This window comes from Streptomyces sp. NPDC053513 (assembly GCF_044544765.1).
Taxonomy (GTDB): Bacteria; Actinomycetota; Actinomycetes; order Streptomycetales; family Streptomycetaceae; genus Streptomyces; species Streptomyces litmocidini.
The window spans coordinates 163,848-181,310 of record NZ_JBITXP010000004.1; the positions used below are offsets into that span (position 1 = coordinate 163,848).

11 protein-coding genes are annotated in these 17,463 nt (G+C 72.5%); all 11 read right to left on the reverse strand.

Annotated elements, in window-relative coordinates:
- Positions 1–96 precede the first annotated feature (96 nt).
- On the reverse strand, positions 97–1,089 hold the full coding sequence (gene galE, locus ACIGW4_RS08625) for a UDP-glucose 4-epimerase GalE (RefSeq protein ID WP_123452254.1): 993 nt from the start codon (positions 1,087–1,089) through the stop codon (positions 97–99).
- Positions 1,090–1,258: 169 nt separating this feature from the next.
- Positions 1,259–2,413: a glycosyltransferase gene (locus ACIGW4_RS08630; protein ID WP_123452256.1), complete on the reverse strand. Its 1,155-nt coding sequence runs from the start codon at positions 2,411–2,413 to the stop codon at positions 1,259–1,261.
- Positions 2,406–5,192 (reverse strand): CDP-glycerol glycerophosphotransferase family protein, encoded by a 2,787-nt coding sequence (locus ACIGW4_RS08635; RefSeq protein ID WP_185094536.1) that lies wholly within the window; start codon positions 5,190–5,192, stop codon positions 2,406–2,408. The genes ACIGW4_RS08630 and ACIGW4_RS08635 overlap by 8 nt, the downstream gene beginning before the upstream one ends.
- A gap of 210 nt (positions 5,193–5,402) precedes the next feature.
- Positions 5,403–7,040: a glycosyltransferase gene (locus ACIGW4_RS08640; RefSeq protein ID WP_399579293.1), complete on the reverse strand. Its 1,638-nt coding sequence runs from the start codon at positions 7,038–7,040 to the stop codon at positions 5,403–5,405.
- 235 nt (positions 7,041–7,275) lie between these two features.
- Entirely contained in the window at positions 7,276–8,715 is a 1,440-nt protein-coding gene (gene obgE / locus ACIGW4_RS08645; protein ID WP_123452262.1) for a GTPase ObgE, read from the reverse strand.
- Positions 8,716–8,824: 109 nt separating this feature from the next.
- Entirely contained in the window at positions 8,825–9,079 is a 255-nt protein-coding gene (rpmA, locus tag ACIGW4_RS08650; RefSeq protein WP_010041940.1) for a 50S ribosomal protein L27, read from the reverse strand.
- Between the two features lie 13 nt (positions 9,080–9,092).
- Positions 9,093–9,413: a 50S ribosomal protein L21 gene (gene rplU / locus ACIGW4_RS08655; RefSeq protein ID WP_015033583.1), complete on the reverse strand. Its 321-nt coding sequence runs from the start codon at positions 9,411–9,413 to the stop codon at positions 9,093–9,095.
- Positions 9,414–9,654: 241 nt separating this feature from the next.
- Entirely contained in the window at positions 9,655–13,512 is a 3,858-nt protein-coding gene (locus ACIGW4_RS08660) for an Rne/Rng family ribonuclease (RefSeq protein ID WP_399579297.1), read from the reverse strand.
- A 233-nt stretch (positions 13,513–13,745) separates the two neighbouring features.
- The gene (locus ACIGW4_RS08665) at positions 13,746–14,537 is read right to left on the reverse strand and encodes a TIGR03936 family radical SAM-associated protein (RefSeq protein ID WP_190156645.1); all 792 of its coding nucleotides are present in this window, start codon (positions 14,535–14,537) and stop codon (positions 13,746–13,748) included.
- A gap of 233 nt (positions 14,538–14,770) precedes the next feature.
- Entirely contained in the window at positions 14,771–15,433 is a 663-nt protein-coding gene (locus ACIGW4_RS08670) for a hypothetical protein (protein ID WP_398708730.1), read from the reverse strand.
- An 80-nt stretch (positions 15,434–15,513) separates the two neighbouring features.
- Complete coding sequence (locus tag ACIGW4_RS08675) at positions 15,514–17,445, reverse strand: TIGR03960 family B12-binding radical SAM protein (RefSeq protein ID WP_123452270.1); 1,932 nt, start codon at positions 17,443–17,445, stop codon at positions 15,514–15,516.
- Between the last annotated feature and the right edge of the window lie 18 nt (positions 17,446–17,463).

The following is a 17,463-nucleotide window of genomic DNA, read 5'->3' on the forward strand; positions in this document are numbered from 1 at the left end:
CGCCCCGGCCCGCCCGGCACGTCCCCGGGGGAAACCCTGGCACGCGCAGGAGGGGTGCCCCGGGCCGGGGCACCCCTCCTGCGTGAAACGCCGGTGTCAGACGGCCGCGCGGACCGCGCGGTTGGCGCCCCAGCCCTCCCAGGCGGAGCTGATCATGGAGCGGACGTCGTGCTGCGCCTTCCAGCCGAGCTCCGACTCGATGCGCTCGGCCGAGGCGACCACGCGGGCCGGGTCGCCCGGGCGGCGCGGGGTGACGACGGGCTCGACGCTGTGACCGGTGACCTCGTTGATGAGGTGCACCATCTCGCGCACCGACACGCCCTCGCCGCGCCCGATGTTCAGGGTCAGCGTGGCCGTCTCGCCGCGCTCGGCCGCCGCGGCGAGCTCGCGGGCCGCGGCGAGGTGGGCGCTCGCGATGTCGGCGACGTGGATGTAGTCGCGGATGCAGGTGCCGTCCGGCGTCGGGTAGTCGTCGCCGAAGATGCGCGGGGACTCGCCGGCGTCGAGGCGCTCGAAGACCATCGGCACCAGGTTGAAGACGCCGGTGTCGGCGAGCTCCGGGGCCGCCGCGCCCGCCACGTTGAAGTACCGCAGGCAGGCCGTGGACAGGCCGTGAGCCTGGCCGACGGCGCGGGCCATCCACTCGCCGACGAGCTTCGTCTCGCCGTACGGGCTGAGCGGGAGGCACTCGGTGTCCTCGGTGACGAGGTCCACGTCGGGCATGCCGTAGACGGAGGCGGAGGAGGAGAAGAGGAAGCTCTTCACACCGGCCGAGACCGCCGCGTCGAGGATCGTCTGCAGACCCGTCACGTTCTCGTGGTAGTAGAACAGCGGCTTCTCGACCGACTCGCCGACCTGCTTCTTGCCGGCCAGGTGGACGATGCCCTTGACCTCGTGCTCGCGCAGCACCCGGTCGAGGAAGGCGCGGTCCAGGACCGTGCCCTGCTCCAGGACGACGCCCTCGGGGACCCGCGCCGGGTTGCCGGTGCTGAGGTCGTCGACGATGACGACGTGCTCGCCGCCCTCGGTCATTGCCTTGACGACGTGGGAACCGATGTAACCGGCACCGCCGGTGATGAGCCAGGTCATTCCGACAGTGTAGCCACAGCCTCCGGGCCTCCCGGAGGCTCCCGAAGTGGCCCCGGACACGCCGGAAGCCCCGCCCGGACACAGGGTCGGGCGGGGCTTCCGGCGTCCCGCGGGTCCAGGGCCCGTCCTTCGGTTCAGGCCGGACCCGGCGGGGACCGTCAGACGGGCTCTAGCGCTCGATCTCCTCGAACGCCGCCTCCCACTGGTCGAGGACGTGCGGCAGCGCCAGGTGCGCGACGTGCTCGCGGCCGGCCCTGCCGTACCGCCGGCGCATCTCGTCGTCGTCCATCAGCTCGCCGAGCGCGGCGGCGAGACCCGGCACGTCGGCCGGCGGCACCAGGGTGCCCGAGACGCCGTCCGCGACGAGTTCCCGGACGCCGCCGGAGACGTCGAAGCTCACGCACGGCACGCCGCAGGCGGCGGCCTCGGCCAGCGCCATCGGCCGGCCCTCGCGCTCACTGCTGATCGCGACGACGGACAGCTCGCGGTAGGCGGCGGCCATGTCCTGCGCCGTGCCGCGGAAGACGACCTGGTCGGCGACCCCGAGGTCCTCGGCCCGCATCCGGAGCTCGCCCTCCAGCGGGCCCTCGCCGAAGAGGTGCAGCTCCCAGCCCTCACGGCCCTTGTGGGCCTGCGCGAAGGCCTCGATCATGCGGTCGTACCGCTTGATCGGGTCGAGCCGGCCGACCGCGCCGATCTTGCGGGTGTCGAGCGGGGCCAGCTCGTCCGGGAAGAACGGCAGCGGGTTCGGCATGACGCGCACGTTCGGCACGCGCTGGTTGACGAACTCGACCGCGTCGCCCTCGGAGAGCACCAGGGTCTGCTCCAGTGCCGGGTAGTGACGGCGGATCAGGCCCAGGTTGGCGCTCCGCTTCGCCTGCGCGAAGGACTCGTGGTACTGCCCGATGCCCTTGAGGTGACGCCACTTCAGCGGCATGACCCAGTCGACCGCCCACGGCGAGCCGAAGACGATGTAGCCGTCCTCGACCTCGGCCAGCTTCCGCTCGAACTCCGCCCGCGCGTTGTCGCGGTCGGCCCGGGCGCGGCGGGCTTCGGCGCGCCGCGCCAGGCTCATCCGGTCGCCGACCGTGCGCACGGGCGGCTTGGGCTCGGAGGGGGCCGGGTAGAGCGTCGAGTGCCGGTACGCGCGCGTGGCGTTGTACGGGAACGGCTCGGGGCTCGGCCGGATGCCGATCAGCTCGACGCGGTGACCGCGCTCCCCCATGCCCTGGGCGAGGGTGTGCAGCACCCGCTGGGATCCACCCATCGAGTCGACGTCGATACCGACGAAGAACACGTTGCGGACAGGGGAGGCCTCAGTCATGGGTGCCGCCTTCGAAAAAAGCGTCGACCACCATCTTGCTGGCGTGGCCGGTCTCGTACGAGCAGAACATTTCCTGGAAGCGCGCGTACCGCTCGGCGTGGCGCTGCCGGGTGCCCTCCAGGTCCCGCACGGCGGCGGCGAGGTCCTCGGTGGTCGTCAGCATCGGGCCGGGCGCGATCTCTTCGAGGTCGTAGTACGTGCCGCGGTCGCCGCCCTTGTACACCTCGTAGTCGTCCGTGTAGAGCAGGATCGGACGCCCGGTGTTGGCGTAGTCGAACATCAGCGACGAGTAGTCCGTGAGGACCGCGTCCGAGGCCAGCATCACGTCGTTGATGTCGGCGTAGGAGGAGCCGTCGCGCAGGAAGTGACCCAGCTCCGGAGCGATCTTGAAGCGGTCGTACGGGTGGGTCCGCACGACGACGATCCACTGGTCGGACAGGAGCGGGGCCAGCGCCTCCAGGTCCACCCGCACCGACTGGCCGGTGCGGCGGGCCGCGTCGCGGAACGTCGGGGCGTAGAGCAGGACCTTCTTGTCGGCCGGGATGTCCAGGGCCTCGCGGACGGCGGCGGCCCTGGCCTGCTGCTCGGGCTCGGCCCAGCGCACCAGCACGTCGTTGCGCGGGTAGCCGGAGCGGATCAGGTCGGCCGAGACCTCGAAGGCCGGGACGAAGGTCCGCTCGAACTCGGCGCTGGGGCAGACGAGGGCGTCCCAGCGGCCGACGGCGGCGCGGAAGCGCCCCTTCTCGATCTCCGACGCGCTACGCAGCGAGGGCACGTCGAAGCCCATCGCCTTGAAGGTCTGGCCGTGCCAGGTCTGGAGGTACCGGGTGCCCTTCGGCTTCGGGTACAGGTACGGCAGGTTGTGCGAGTCGACCCAGTAGGTGGCACGGGCCAGCGCACGTCCGTAGGCGAAGCTTCCGCGCTTGACGAGGGTGACGTCCTCCGGGAAGGACGAGCGGTCGCCGGAGTACGACCAGACCACGTCGATCGGGAGGTTGCGGCGCTTGAGCTCCTCGTAGATGTAGCGCGGGCTGTCCGCGTAGCCGCGGCCCTCCATCGCCTCGAACACGGCGAGGCCGCGCTTGCGCCGCGGGAGCTTGGCCACGGCGTCGTAGGCGCTGGCCTTGCCCTCGTTGCCGACGAGGATCTTTCTGACCTTGCCGACCTTGCCCTTGGCCTTGCGGGCGTAGGGGCCGAGGGGTTCGAGGGACTTCAGGACACCGGACCGCTGCCAGGTCACCTCGAGACGTCCGGCGCCCTTCTGCTCCGCCTTGATGCGGAGGTGGTGGATGCCGAACCTGTGGTACGTGACGGTGGCGCGGAAGTCCGGCTGGTCGTGCTTGGCCAGCAGGATGTCCGTGCGGCGGGCGCCGTCGCGCTCCAGGGCGACCACCGGGTGGCGGCGGGTCGCCACGCCGACCTTGCCGACGGGCACCTTGCGGAAGTCGAGCGCGGCCTTGGAGACGTACTGCCCCTCGCCCTGCGGGCGGAGGTCCAGCGGCACCGTGAGCGGCGTCTTGTGCGCGGCGAGCTTGACCGAGGCCTTGGTGCCCTCGGTGATCAGGCCGGCCGGGTCGTACGTGTGGATCTCCAGGTGCAGGACCGGGCCCCGCATCGACACGGACGTCAGCTCGTGCCGGATGCGGCCGGTGGCGAGCACCTGCTCGCGCATGTACCACTCGCTGATGTCCAGCTCGCGGCGGCTCGCTTCGTCGGCGGGGGCGACGGCGCCCCAGTAGGTGACGCCGTCCTCGTCCGTCACGAAGCGCGGGGCGAGCTGCGGCCGGCCCAGCTGGCGGGCGGCGACGTGGAGCTCCTCCAGGCGGCCGGTGCGCAGCAGGTGGATGCAGATGCGCTCCTCGCGGGAGAGCCGGGCGTAGGTCTCGTCGGAGATCTCGTCCAGGTACGGGTTCACCACGTCGGCGAACTCGGCGACCCATTCGAGGTCACGGAACGGCAGGTCGCCCAGGTACAGGCGGAAGTCGTGGCGGAGGAACTTGTAGTCCTTCTCCGCGCGCAGCTCCCCGCGGCCGTTCTCCTCGAACCAGGTGTCGATGAGCCGGGCCACGCCGATGCGGTCCGCGACGTTCTGGATCTTGTGCCGGCTGGAGGAGATGGAGACGCTCTCCGGCGCGAGGCGCCAGGTGTAGACCGACCACGGGACGACGGCGAAGGACTCCGCGAGCGAGAAGGCCTGCGCGGAGAACAGCTGGTCCTCGTAGTGGATGCCCTCGGGGAAGGTGAGGGCGTTGTCCCGGATGAAGGCGGTCCGGTAGAGCTTGTTCGTCGACAGGTGGTCGAAGAAGTACTCCGGCGCCTCGGCGATGCCGTTGACGACCCGCTTCTCGGTGAAGAGGTGCGGGTACCAGAGGCCGGTGGTGTTCGACTCCTCGAAGAGGCGGGTCACCTCACCGGTGACGAAGTCGACCCCGGTCTCCTCGGCGACGAGGAGCAGGCTCTTGCAGGCGTGGCGGGGCAGCTCGTCGTCGCTGTCCAGGAACATGATGTGCGGGGCGCGGGCGACCGCGATGCCGCGGTTGCGGGGCGCGCTGCAGCCGCCGCTGTTCTGTTCGAGCCGCACGTAGCGCACGCGCGGGTCGGAGGCTTCCAGAGAACGCGCGACACGCTCGGTGCCATCGGTCGAACAGTCGTCGGCGATGATCACTTCGAGGTTGTTCAGGGTCTGGTCGAGCACGGACCGGACCGCTCGCGGGAGCCGTTCCTCATCGTTGTAGACGATGATGACGACGCTCACATCAGGGACGTCGCTAGTCGGCATCCAAGTCCTCTCACAAATGCGGCCGGCGAGATCTGGCACGCGTTCCGGCCAGGCGCGGCGCTGTCAGCGCCATGGTCGATGACGCGTTACCGCCTTCGATGGTGGAGGGTGTCGCCCCCCACATGTTCGACGAGCGCCACCCGGCGACCGGAAAGACTACCCGGCAGGAGGAATTGTTTCATACCTGCCCACCCGGGCCTTCGGTGATGTTCACCGCATCGCAAACAGCCTCTTGAAGCGGCCGGAGACCACCTGCCGCGCGCCGACCGCGCCGCCCGCGAAGCGGAGGACGAGCCCCCGGCGCGCCGAGGCCACGACCTGGACGAGCAGCACCCGGCCCAGTCGCCCGAGGACCATTCCGCGCCGGCCCGCGAACCCCTGCGGGGCCCTGACCTCGGCGTCCCCGGTCGAGCCGTCCGCGTACCGCAGTTCGGCGCGGAGCGACCAGGCGGCGAGCCGGCCCGCGCGGAGCAGCTTCGCGGTCGGCAGCGAGACGGTGGCCGTCCAGCCCTCCTCCGCGGGGAGCAGCGGCGCGTCGAGCGACAGCTCCGCCGCCGAGACCCGCTCCGTGAACACCACACGGACGGCGGTGGGTCGCAGTTCGGCGACCCGTCCGTAGAGGTCGTGGACGGTCAGGGTCAGCCGGGTCGACGCCCCGACGGCCACGGAACCGTCCACGGCCACGGGCAGCCGCGCGGGCGCGAGCTCCGCGAGGCCCTCCAGGGGTACGTCGGCGGGCGCGGCGGACAGGACCGGAGCGCCGTCCCCGGCGCGCGGGTAGGGCGGCACGAGCCGGGGCAGGGGCGCGGCCAGTTCGACGAACCGGGTCAGCTCCCGCCCTTCGGGCACGGCGGGGAGGGCCGCGAGCCCGGCGTGCAGCCAACGGCCCGGGGCCTGGGCGTCGGCGACCGCGGCGGCTTCGAAGCCGGCCAGGTGCGCGCGGGTGGCCGTCCACCAGTCGGCCCGGTAGGCGGCGGTCCGCTGCGGCAGTTCGCGCAGGTACATGGGGAGGTCGTAGTCGAGGAACTTCGTCTGTGCGGCCCGGGCCAGGGCGGGGCGTCCCGCCGTGCGGAACACCTCGACGACGGAGGCGTGCGCGGCGATCCGGTGCTCCCAGTTGGCCAGGGAGGCGCGGCGCAGCGAGATCGACAGGGTCGCGGCCTGCCGCCGCACGTGCCACACGTACACGGGCACGTCGGTGACGGCGAGCCGGGGGGTGGCGGCCTGCACCCGGGCGCTGAAGACGAAGTCCTCGTAGTGGAAGGCTCCGTCGGGGAAGCGGATGGCGTGCCGGTCGAGGAAGTCCCGGCGGTAGAGCTTGTTGACGGAGAGGGTGTCGAGGACGAACTCCGGGTGGTCCTCGATGCCGTCGAGGACGGTGCCGGGGAGCGTGGCGCCCTGGGAGACGTCGTACAGCGAGGGGGCCCAGACGGTCTCGCGACCCTCGGGGAGCTCGCGCCGCACGCAGATCCCCGCGACGACGTCGGCGCGCTGCTCGGCGGCGACGGCGAGCAGCCCGTCGACGGCGCCGGGCAGCAGCAGGTCGTCGCTGTCGAGGAACAGGACGTACGGGTGGACGGCGGCGTCGATGCCGTCGTTCCGGGGGGTGCCGCAGCCGCCGCTGTTCTCCCGCCGGATCAGCGGGCGCACCCGCGGGTCGTCGGCGAAGCCCGCGAGGACCTCGGCCGTGTCGTCCCCGGAGGCGTCGTCGACGACGACGACCTCGCCGACCGCCTCGCCCTGCGCGAGCGCGGAACGGACGGCGTCGCCGACGTGTGCCGCGTCGTTGTAGGCGATGACGACGACACTGACGCGCGCGGCGGCCTGCGGCCGGGGGGTCTCACTCACCCGTGAATCCTACGTGGCCCCCGGACGGGTCCCCGGTGGCCCGTGCCCGTACGGAACCGGCCGGACACCCCGGGGGTGCCCGGCCGATGACTGCCGGCGGACGGCCGGCCCGTGCCCGCGGGAGGGACGGACCGGCCCGGGAAGCCCCACGCCGACCCGCCCGACCGGAACGGGACGGGACGGGACGGGACGGGACCGCCCGGCCGAACCCACCCGCGGAACGGGACGGGACCGCCTAGAAGGGGTCGAACTCGTCGTACTCGCGCTGCGCGTCGTCGCGCTCCGCCTGCTTGTCGCGGCGGCGCTGCGCGGCCGGACGCGGGGCCTCCAGGCGGTGGTCCTCACCGCGGCGGCCGAGCATCTCGGCGCCCGCCATCATGGTGGGCTCCCAGTCGAAGACGACCGCGTTGTCCTCGGAGCCGATCGCGACGCCGTCGCCCGCGCGGGCACCGGCCTTCATCAGCTCGTCCTCGACGCCGAGGCGGTTGAGGCGGTCGGCCAGGTAGCCCACGGCCTCGTCGTTGTTGAAGTCGGTCTGGCGGACCCAGCGCTCCGGCTTCTCGCCGCGCACCCGGTAGACCTCTTCGTGCTCGTCGTACGTGACGGTGAAGCCCGTGTCGTCGACGGCCTTCGGGCGGATGACGATCCGGGTCGCCTCCTCCTTCGGCTTGGCCGCGCGCGCCTCGGCGACGATGCCGGCGAGGGCGAAGGAGAGCTCCTTCAGACCCGTACGGGCCACGGCGGAGACCTCGAACACCTGGTAGCCGCGCTCCTCCAGGTCCGGGCGGATCATGTCCGCGAGGTCCTGGCCGTCCGGGATGTCGATCTTGTTGAGGACGACGATCCGGGGCCGGTCCTCCAGGCCGCCGTACTGCTTGAGCTCCTCCTCGATGACGTCGAGGTCGGTGACCGGGTCGCGCTCGGACTCCAGCGTCGCCGTGTCGAGGACGTGGACGAGGACCGAGCAGCGCTCCACGTGGCGGAGGAACTCCAGGCCGAGGCCGCGGCCCTGGCTGGCGCCCGGGATCAGACCCGGCACGTCGGCGATCGTGTAGACGGTCGAACCGGCCGTGACCACGCCGAGGTTCGGGACGAGCGTGGTGAAGGGGTAGTCCGCGATCTTCGGCTTGGCGGCCGACAGGACGGAGATGAGCGAGGACTTGCCGGCGCTCGGGTAGCCCACGAGGGCCACGTCGGCGACGGTCTTGAGCTCCAGGACGATGTCCCGCGCCTCGCCGGGCTCGCCGAGGAGGGCGAAGCCGGGGGCCTTGCGGCGGGCCGAGGCCAGCGCGGCGTTGCCGAGGCCGCCGCGACCGCCCTGGCCGGCGATGAAGGTGGTGCCCTGGCCGACCAGGTCGGCGAGGACGTTGCCCTTCTTGTCGAGGACGACGGTGCCGTCGGGCACGGTCAGGACCAGGTCCTGGCCGTCCTTGCCGGAGCGGTTGTCGCCGGCGCCGGGCTGACCGTTGGTGGCCTTGCGGTGCGGGGAGTGGTGGTACTCGAGGAGCGTGGTGACCGACTGGTCGACGACCAGGATCACATCGCCGCCACGGCCGCCGTTGCCGCCGTCGGGGCCGCCGAGCGGCTTGAACTTCTCCCGGTGTACGGAGGCGCAGCCGTGGCCTCCGTTACCCGCGGCGACGTGCAGCTCGACGCGGTCCACGAAGGTGGTCATGGTTCTGTGCCTCCAGAGAATTACGGGTGGAATGTCTATCTAGTAACACGCGAAAGGCGGACCCTCTTCCCTTCCGGGAAGTGAGGTCCGCCTCCGCAAAGAGTTCCGATCAGGCGACCGGAACGATGTTCACGACCTTGCGGCCACGGTGGGTGCCGAACTGCACCGAACCGGCCTGCAGGGCGAACAGCGTGTCGTCGCCGCCACGGCCGACGCCCGCGCCCGGGTGGAAGTGCGTGCCGCGCTGGCGGACCAGGATCTCACCCGCGTTGACGACCTGACCGCCGAAGCGCTTCACGCCGAGCCGCTGGGCATTGGAGTCGCGCCCGTTCCGGGTGGACGATGCGCCCTTCTTGTGTGCCATGTCTCAGTCCCTCTTACTTCGCAGCCGCGGGGATACCGGTGACCTTGATCGCCGTGTACTGCTGACGGTGACCCTGGCGACGGCGGTAGCCGGTCTTGTTCTTGTAGCGCAGGATGTCGATCTTGGCGCCCTTGTGGTGGTCCACGACCTCGGCCGTGACCTTGATGCCGGCCAGGACCCACGGGTCGCTGGTCACGGCGTCGCCGTCGACAACGAGCAGGGTCGAGAGCTCGACCGTGTCGCCAACCTTGGCGGTGGAAATCTTGTCAACCTCAACGATGTCGCCGACAGCAACCTTGTGCTGGCGACCACCGCTGCGCACGATGGCGTACACGCGGATCTCTCTCTCACTCGGGATCGAAACCTCTGAAGCCAGCCGCTCACACGGACCCGGGGGTCCGCGGCGTTCCGGAATCGGACGAGCGGCCTCTCCCGACGGGCGGGAGGGAGGTGCTCAGAGGTGCGGCGCGTCGTCAGACACGCCGACGGTCTAGGTTACGGGCGGCCGCCTCGGAGGGTCAAATTCGCCCGTGCGGTGCGGGCCGCCCCCAGCCGGGGCGGCCCGCACCGGCCGGTCAGTCCTGGGCCGGGGCGGCGGTCTTCTCCGCCGCCTTCTTGGCCGTGGTCTTCTTGGCGGTGGTCTTCTTCGCCGCGGTCTTCTTGGTCGCCGCCGTCTTCTTGGTGGCGGCCTTCTTGGCCGTGGCCTTCTTCGCGGTCTTGCGCGCGGCCGTCTTCTTGGCCGGCGCGGCCTCCGCCTCGGCCGGAGCCTCGGGCTCGGCCGGTGCCTCGGCGGCCTCGGCCGGAGCCGTGGTCACCACGACGACGGCCGCCTCCTCGGCGCCCGCGGGCGAACCGGCGGGAGCGGTGGCCTTGCGGACCACCCGGCGCCGGGCACGCGGCGGGGCGGCCACGGGGGCCTCCTCGGCGACGGGCTCGACGACCGGGGCGACCTCCTCCGCCACCGGCTCCGGGGCCACGACGGGCTCCGGCTCCGGAGCGGGCTCGGCGACCGGCTCGGCGACGACCTCGGCGGCCACGTCCGTGGTCGAGACGACCGGGGACGTCACCCGGCGGGTGGCGCGGCGGCGGCCGCGCGGCGCCGGGGCGGCGGCCTCCTCGACCACCGGCTCGGGCTCCACGACCGGCTCGGGCTCGGCGACCGGAGCGGCGGACTCGGCGACCGGGGCAGCGGGCTCGGCGGCGGGCGTCGGCTCGAAGTCGACGGCCTCCGTCTCCACGACCGGCGCCGGGGTCGAGACGACCGGGGCGGACACCCGGCGGGTGGCGCGACGGCGGCCACGACCGCGCGTGGCGGCGGCCTCCGCCTCGGCGACGGAGCCGTACAGCTCCTCGTCCGGGGCGATCGGGACCGGCACGGCCACCGGCGCGGCCAGCTCCGCGGCGACCTCGGCCTCGGTCTCGACCTCGGCCTCCACCGCCTCGGCGTGCTCGTGCTCGTGGACGTGCTCGGCGCCGCCGCGGCCGCGCTTCTTCGAGCGCTTGCCGCCGCCACCGCCGCCGGCGGTGGCCGGCTGCTCCATGTGCACGATGACACCGCGGCCGTTGCAGTGGACGCAGGTCTCCGAGAAGGACTCCAGCAGACCCTGGCCGACCCGCTTGCGGGTCATCTGGACCAGGCCGAGCGAGGTGACCTCGGCCACCTGGTGCTTGGTCCGGTCCCGGCCCAGGCACTCCAGGAGGCGGCGCAGCACCAGGTCGCGGTTGGACTCCAGGACCATGTCGATGAAGTCGATGACGACGATGCCGCCCAGGTCGCGCAGGCGCAGCTGGCGCACGATCTCCTCGGCCGCTTCGAGGTTGTTCCTCGTCACGGTCTCTTCGAGGTTGCCGCCCTGGCCGGTGAACTTGCCGGTGTTGACGTCGACGACGACCATCGCCTCGGTCTTGTCGATCACCAGCGAGCCGCCGGACGGCAGCCAGACCTTGCGGTCCAGCGCCTTCATCAGCTGCTCGTCGATCCGGTACGTCGCGAAGACGTCGACCTCGCTGGTCCACTTGGACAGGCGGTCGGCCAGGTCGGGCGCGACGTGCGAGACGTACCCGTGGATGGTCTCCCACGCGTCGTCACCGCTGACGATGACCTTCGAGAAGTCCTCGTTGAAGATGTCGCGGACGACCCGGACGGTCATGTCCGGCTCGCCGTAGAGCAGGCTCGGCGCGGACGTCGAGATCTGGTTGGCCTTCTTCTGGATGTCGGCCCACTGCGCCTGCAGGCGCTCGACGTCACGGCGCAGCTCGTCCTCGCTCGCGCCCTCGGCGGCGGTGCGCACGATGACGCCCGCGTCCTCGGGGACGATCTTCTTGAGGATGGTCTTCAGACGGGCGCGCTCGGTGTCCGGGAGCTTGCGGCTGATGCCGGTCATCGAGCCCTCGGGGACGTACACGAGGTAGCGGCCCGGGAGGGAGACCTGGCTGGTCAGACGCGCGCCCTTGTGGCCGATCGGGTCCTTGGTGACCTGCACGAGGACCGACTGGCCGGACTTGAGGGCGGACTCGATGCGGCGCGGCCCGTTGGCCATGCCGAGCGCCTCGAAGTTGACCTCGCCGGCGTACAGGACGGCGTTGCGGCCCTTGCCGATGTCGACGAAGGCGGCCTCCATGGACGGCAGCACGTTCTGGACCTTGCCCAGGTAGACGTTGCCGACGTACGAGGTGGCCTGCTCCTTGTTGACGTAGTGCTCGACGAGCACGTTGTCTTCCAGGACGCCGATCTGGGTGCGCTCGCCGTTCTGGCGGACGACCATCACGCGCTCGACGGCCTCGCGGCGGGCCAGGAACTCGGCCTCGGTGATGATCGGGACGCGGCGGCGGCCCTGCTCGCGGCCTTCGCGGCGGCGCTGCTTCTTGGCCTCCAGGCGGGTCGAGCCCTTGATGGACTGGACCTCGTCGGACGGCTCGGCCTTCTCGCGGGCCGGGCGGGGCTCGCGGACCTTGACGACCGTACGGACGCCGTCCTCGTCGCCCGCCTCGACGTCGACGGAGGCGTCCCCGCTGCGACGGCGGCGACGACGGCGACGACGGGAGCTGCTGGAGCCGCCGGCGTAGGCCTCGGCCTCCTCCGGCTCCTCCTCGCCCTCTTCGGTCTCCTCGGCCTCGTCCTCGGCGTGCGGCTCCTCGCCCTCCTCGGTCTCCTCGACCTCGGTGAGCTCGCCGCGACGGCGGCGGCGGCCGCCCCGGCGGCGACGGCGGGACGGACGGTCCTCGTACTCGTCCGACTCCTCGGGCTCCCCGGCCTCGGAGGTCTCCTCGACCTCGTCGGCGGCGGCCTCGACCTCGGGCTCGTCGGCGACGGTGGCCGGGACGGGCTCGACGGCGACGGGCTCGCCACGGCGGCGACGGCGACGGCGGGAGCCGGACTCGGCGCGCTCGGCGGTCTCGGTCTCGGCGGGCTCGACGGTCTCCACGACCTCGGCCGTCTCGACGACCTCGTCCTCCTCCGGCTCCTCCACGTGGGCGGCGGCCGCGGCGGCGGCGGTCTCCGGGGTCTGGAACATGGGCTCGGCGAAGACCGGGGCCTGGAAGACGGGGACGGCGGGGCGCGTGGCGCGGCGCGTCTCGCGGACCGGGGCCGGCTCGGAGGTGAACTGCGGCGAGGTGGCACGGCGGCGGCCGCGGCCACGGGTGGCGGCGGTCTCGGCGGCGGCGACCTCGGCCTCGTCGGCGGCGATCTGCTCGACGGTGGACTGGGGCAGCGACTCGCCGGTGACGGCCGGCTCCGCGGCCGGAGCGGCGGTCGGCTCGGGGGAGGTGGCCTTGCGGGTCGCACGGCGGCGGGTACGGGCCGGCGGCGCGGCCTCCTCCACGACCTCGACGGCCGGAGCGGCGGCCTCGGCTGCGGTCTCGGCGACCGGCTCCACGACCGGCTCGGCGGCGGCCGGAGAGGTCACCGGCGAGGTGGCCTTACGGGTGGCACGGCGGCGGGTACGGGCCGGCGGCGCGGCCTCCTCCACGACCTCGACGGCCGGAGCGGCGGCCTCGGCTGCGGTCTCGGCGACCGGCTCCACGACCGGCTCGGCGGCGGCCGGAGAGGTCACCGGCGAGGTGGCCTTGCGGGTGGCACGGCGGCGCGGACGGGCGGGGGCGGCCTCGGGGGCCTCCTCGACGGCCTCGGCCGCGGGTGCCTCCACCACCGGCTCGGCGGCCGGCTCGGCCGCGGTCTCCGCGACGGGCGAGGTGGCCTTGCGGGTGGCCCGGCGGCGGGTGCGCGGCGCGGGGGCGGCCTCGGCCTCGGCGGGGGCGGCCTCCACGGCGGGGGTCTCTGCGGCCGGGGCCCCGGCGGTCACCGTGGTCTCGGCGGCGTCGGCGGTCGCGCCCGTCACCGGCGGACCGGCGGGGCGGGAAGCGGCGCGGCGCCTGCGGCGCGGCGGCAGCTTGTCACCGGGGGCGTTGGTGTCTTCGTTGGACTCGAGCATGCGGGGTTCTCCCGTCACGCTCCCGGGCGCCGCGCCTGGTTCCGGTCCGGCGGCACGATCGCGCCTGTGGCGCGGTGCCGCCGTCCGGGGCGCGGGCGCCGCACGGGAGCTCTGTGTCTGGCTCGCCGGTTCCGTACGCCCTGTGCGGACGGCCTGGCGAAAGTCTCCTGGTCAGTGCGCTGCCCGACCCAGGTGGCTCCCGAGTGCCAGGGCGGCGCTACGACGACCGCTCCCTACGCGGTACCGGCACCCGGCGCCGTCGCCGGGGCGGTCGCGGCGGCCGTGGGTGAAGCGGCCGTGACTGCCTCGCGGTCGGGCGCGAGCGGGTCGGTCACCGTGCCGGACTCCTCGTCGAAGAGCCCCTGCGCCAGCCTGGTCACCGCAGCGGGGACCGGCGGCGCCAGGTCGGCCACAGCTCGGAGACCGGACAGGACGTCGTCGGGTCGAACGGCAGGTGTCACGTGCCGAACAACCAGGCGCAGTATCGCACAGGCGCTGTCCAGCGGCCTATCACCCTGGGGATCGCCCTGGTGACGGGCTGCCGTCAGCTCGGTGACGGCGGAACGGGCGTCGAAGGTGCGGACTCCGTTCTTGGTCTTGCGCTGTACTTCCACCGTCTCGGCCGCGAGAAACGCCTCGACGGCCTTCTCGGCGTCCTCGACGGCGACGCCCTCCAGGCGCAGCTCCCACACGGAGGCGGTGAGCCGGTCGGCGAGACCCGAGGTCCGGGCCTCCACGGCGTCGGTGATGTCGAGGCCGGCCGGGAGGGACTCGTCGAGCAGGGCCCGCAGGGTCTCCGGGTCACGCGGCTCGGTGAGCGCGATCTCCAGGTACTCGGCCTCGGAGCCCGTGCCCGTCGGGGCGGCGTTGGCGTACGACACCTTGGGGTGCGGGGTGAAACCCGCCGAGTACGCCATGGGCACCTCGGCACGGCGCAGCGCACGCTCGAAGGCGCGCTGGAAGTCACGGTGGCTGGTGAACCGGAGGCGGCCGCGCTTGGTGTAGCGCAGTCGGATGCGCTGCACCGCCGGTGCGGGCGGCGGGCCTTCGGGCTGTCGCTTGCCCAGTGGTTCTTCTCCTCGGTGCGGGGCGGACGCGGGTGGCGCTCCGCCCGGAAGCTCGGGGGACGCCCCCTGGGCGGCCCGCCCGGATCACCCCCGCGTCCTGCGGGGAGATCCCGGGGCGGGCGCCGCACCGGGGACGTTCGTCGTACTGCCCAGGGTACGCGCCCGGACCGCCTCCGGTTCCCTCGGCTCGATCAGCGGGGCCCGCCGAAGAGGGCGAGGCGCACCTCACGGGCGGCGGCGCGGACGGCGCGCCCGACGGAGGCGAGGGGCGCCCACACCCAGGTGCGCAGCCAGTGGCCGACGGGCGTGAGGATCACCCGGTACGTCCAGGCGAGGGGGCGTCCGATCGCGTTCCACAGCACCCAGCCGACGGCGCGCCCGAGGGCCCGGGAGATCTGGCCCCCGATCCGCCAGGCCCAGGCGATCGCGGCGCCGACCGTCCGGCCGACGGGGGCGAGCACGTACTGCCAGAGCCAGGTCAGCGGGGTGACGACCAGCAGGTCGACCACCCACCAGACGGCTTTGGCGACGGGGAGGAGGACCCGAAGCCCGAGCCACTTGAGGGGCGTGACGACCAGCAGGTCGATCACCCACCACAGGGCCCGGCCGACCGGGGCGAGGACCCACTCCCACAGGAACCGCAGCGGGATGACGACGAGGTGGTGGATCAGCCAGCCGAGGGCCCGGCCGAGCGGGGCGAGCACCCAGCGCCACAGCTGCTTGAGGCAGTAGGCCAGGGCGTCCCAGACCAGCCGGACGGGCAGGACGATCACCAGGGCGATGGCGCGCGCCACCCCCGTGAGACAGCCCGCGGGCTCGTTCGGGGGCTGCGACCTGGTGTTCTCCGTGTTCATGCCGGAAATGACGCGACGGCCCGGCGAAGGGTTTCCCTTTCGCCGGGCCGTCATTCAAGCGTTACTGATTCACGCGGGCGTCACTGGTTCACAACCGTCAGCGGCAGCAGCTTCTTGCCGGTCGGGCCGATCTGGATGTGCGTGTCCATCTGCGGGCAGACGCCGCAGTCGAAGCACGGGGTCCAGCGGCAGTCCTCGACCTCGGTCTCGTCGAGGGCGTCCTGCCAGTCCTCCCAGAGCCAGTCCTTGTCGAGGCCCGAGTCCAGGTGGTCCCAGGGCAGGACCTCCTCGTAGGTGCGCTCGCGGGTGGTGTACCAGGCGACGTCCACGCCGAAGTCGGGGAGCGTCTTCTCGGCGCAGGCCATCCAGCGGTCGTACGAGAAGTGCTCGCGCCAGCCGTCGAAGCGGCCGCCGTCCTCGTACACCGCGCGGATGACCGCGCCGAGACGGCGGTCGCCGCGGGAGAGGAGGCCCTCGACGATGCCGGGCTTGCCGTCGTGGTAGCGGAAGCCGATCGAGCGGCCGTACTTCTTGTCGCCGCGGATCTTGTCGCGGAGCTTGCGCAGGCGCTCGTCCGTCTCCTCGGCCGACAGCTGCGGGGCCCACTGGAACGGGGTGTGCGGCTTGGGCACGAAACCGCCGATGGAGACGGTGCAGCGGATGTCGTTCTGGCCGGAGACCTTGCGGCCCTCGGCGATCACGTTCATCGCCATGTCGGCGATCTGCAGGACGTCCTCGTCGGTCTCCGTCGGCAGGCCGCACATGAAGTACAGCTTCACCTGGCGCCAGCCGTTGCCGTAGGCCGTCGAGACGGTACGGATGAGGTCCTCTTCCGAGACCATCTTGTTGATGACCTTGCGCATGCGCTCGGAGCCGCCCTCGGGGGCGAAGGTGAGGCCGGAACGGCGGCCGTTCCTCGTGAGCTCGTTCGCCAGGTCGACGTTGAACGCGTCGACGCGGGTCGAGGGGAGGGACAGACCGACCTTGTCCTCCTCGTACCGGTCCGCCAGGCCCTTCGCGATGTCGGCGATCTCGCTGTGGTCCGCGGAGGAGAGGGAGAGGAGGCCGACCTCCTCGAAGCCCGTCGCCTTGAGGCCCTTCTCGACCATCTCGCCGATGCCGGTGATGCTTCGCTCCCGCACGGGGCGCGTGATCATGCCGGCCTGGCAGAAGCGGCAGCCGCGGGTGCAGCCGCGGAAGATCTCGACGGACATGCGCTCGTGGACGGTCTCCGCGAGCGGGACGAGGGGCTGCTTGGGGTACGGCCACTCGTCGAGGTCCATGACGGTGTGCTTGGAGACGCGCCACGGCACGCCGGAGCGGTTCGGCACGACGCGGCCGATGCGGCCGTCCGGCAGGTACTCCACGTCGTAGAACGCCGGGATGTACACCGAGCCGGTCTTCGCGAGGCGGAGGAGGACCTCCTCGCGGCCGCCGGGGCGGCCCTCGGCCTTCCACTGCCGGATGATCTCGGTCATGTCGAGGACGGCCTGCTCGCCGTCGCCGATGATCGCCGCGTCGATGAAGTCCGCGATCGGCTCGGGGTTGAAGGCGGCGTGGCCGCCGGCGAGCACGATGGGGTGGTCGACGGTCCGGTCCTTCGACTCCAGCGGGATGCCCGCCAGGTCCAGGGCCGTGAGCATGTTCGTGTAGCCGAGCTCGGTGGAGAAGCTCAGGCCGAAGACGTCGAACGCGCCGACGGGGCGGTGACTGTCCACGGTGAACTGCGGCACGCCGTGCTCGCGCATCAGCTCTTCGAGGTCCGGCCACACGCTGTAGGTGCGCTCGGCGAGGACGCCCTCGCGCTCGTTCAGCACCTCGTAGAGGATCATGACGCCCTGGTTGGGCAGGCCGACCTCGTACGCGTCCGGGTACATCAGCGCCCAGCGGACGTCGGCGGACTCCCACGGCTTGACCGTGGAGTTCAGCTCTCCACCGACGTACTGAATCGGCTTCTGCACGTGCGGGAGCAGAGCTTCGAGCTGCGGGAAGACAGACTCGGCAGCAGACATCTCGAACCTTCGTGAGCT

Bases quoted from the DNA above. Each gene is read 5' to 3' on its own strand.
- galE (WP_123452254.1), bottom strand. From the start codon at position 1,089: ATGACCTGGCTCATCACCGGCGGTGCCGGTTACATCGGTTCCCACGTC.
- ACIGW4_RS08670 (WP_398708730.1), bottom strand. From the start codon at position 15,433: ATGAACACGGAGAACACCAGGTCGCAGCCCCCGAACGAGCCCGCGGGC.
- obgE (WP_123452262.1), bottom strand. From the start codon at position 8,715: ATGACCACCTTCGTGGACCGCGTCGAGCTGCACGTCGCCGCGGGTAAC.
- ACIGW4_RS08675 (WP_123452270.1), bottom strand. From the start codon at position 17,445: ATGTCTGCTGCCGAGTCTGTCTTCCCGCAGCTCGAAGCTCTGCTCCCG.
- rpmA (WP_010041940.1), bottom strand. From the start codon at position 9,079: ATGGCACACAAGAAGGGCGCATCGTCCACCCGGAACGGGCGCGACTCC.
- ACIGW4_RS08635 (WP_185094536.1), bottom strand. From the start codon at position 5,192: ATGCCGACTAGCGACGTCCCTGATGTGAGCGTCGTCATCATCGTCTAC.
- ACIGW4_RS08660 (WP_399579297.1), bottom strand. From the start codon at position 13,512: ATGCTCGAGTCCAACGAAGACACCAACGCCCCCGGTGACAAGCTGCCG.
- ACIGW4_RS08630 (WP_123452256.1), bottom strand. From the start codon at position 2,413: ATGACTGAGGCCTCCCCTGTCCGCAACGTGTTCTTCGTCGGTATCGAC.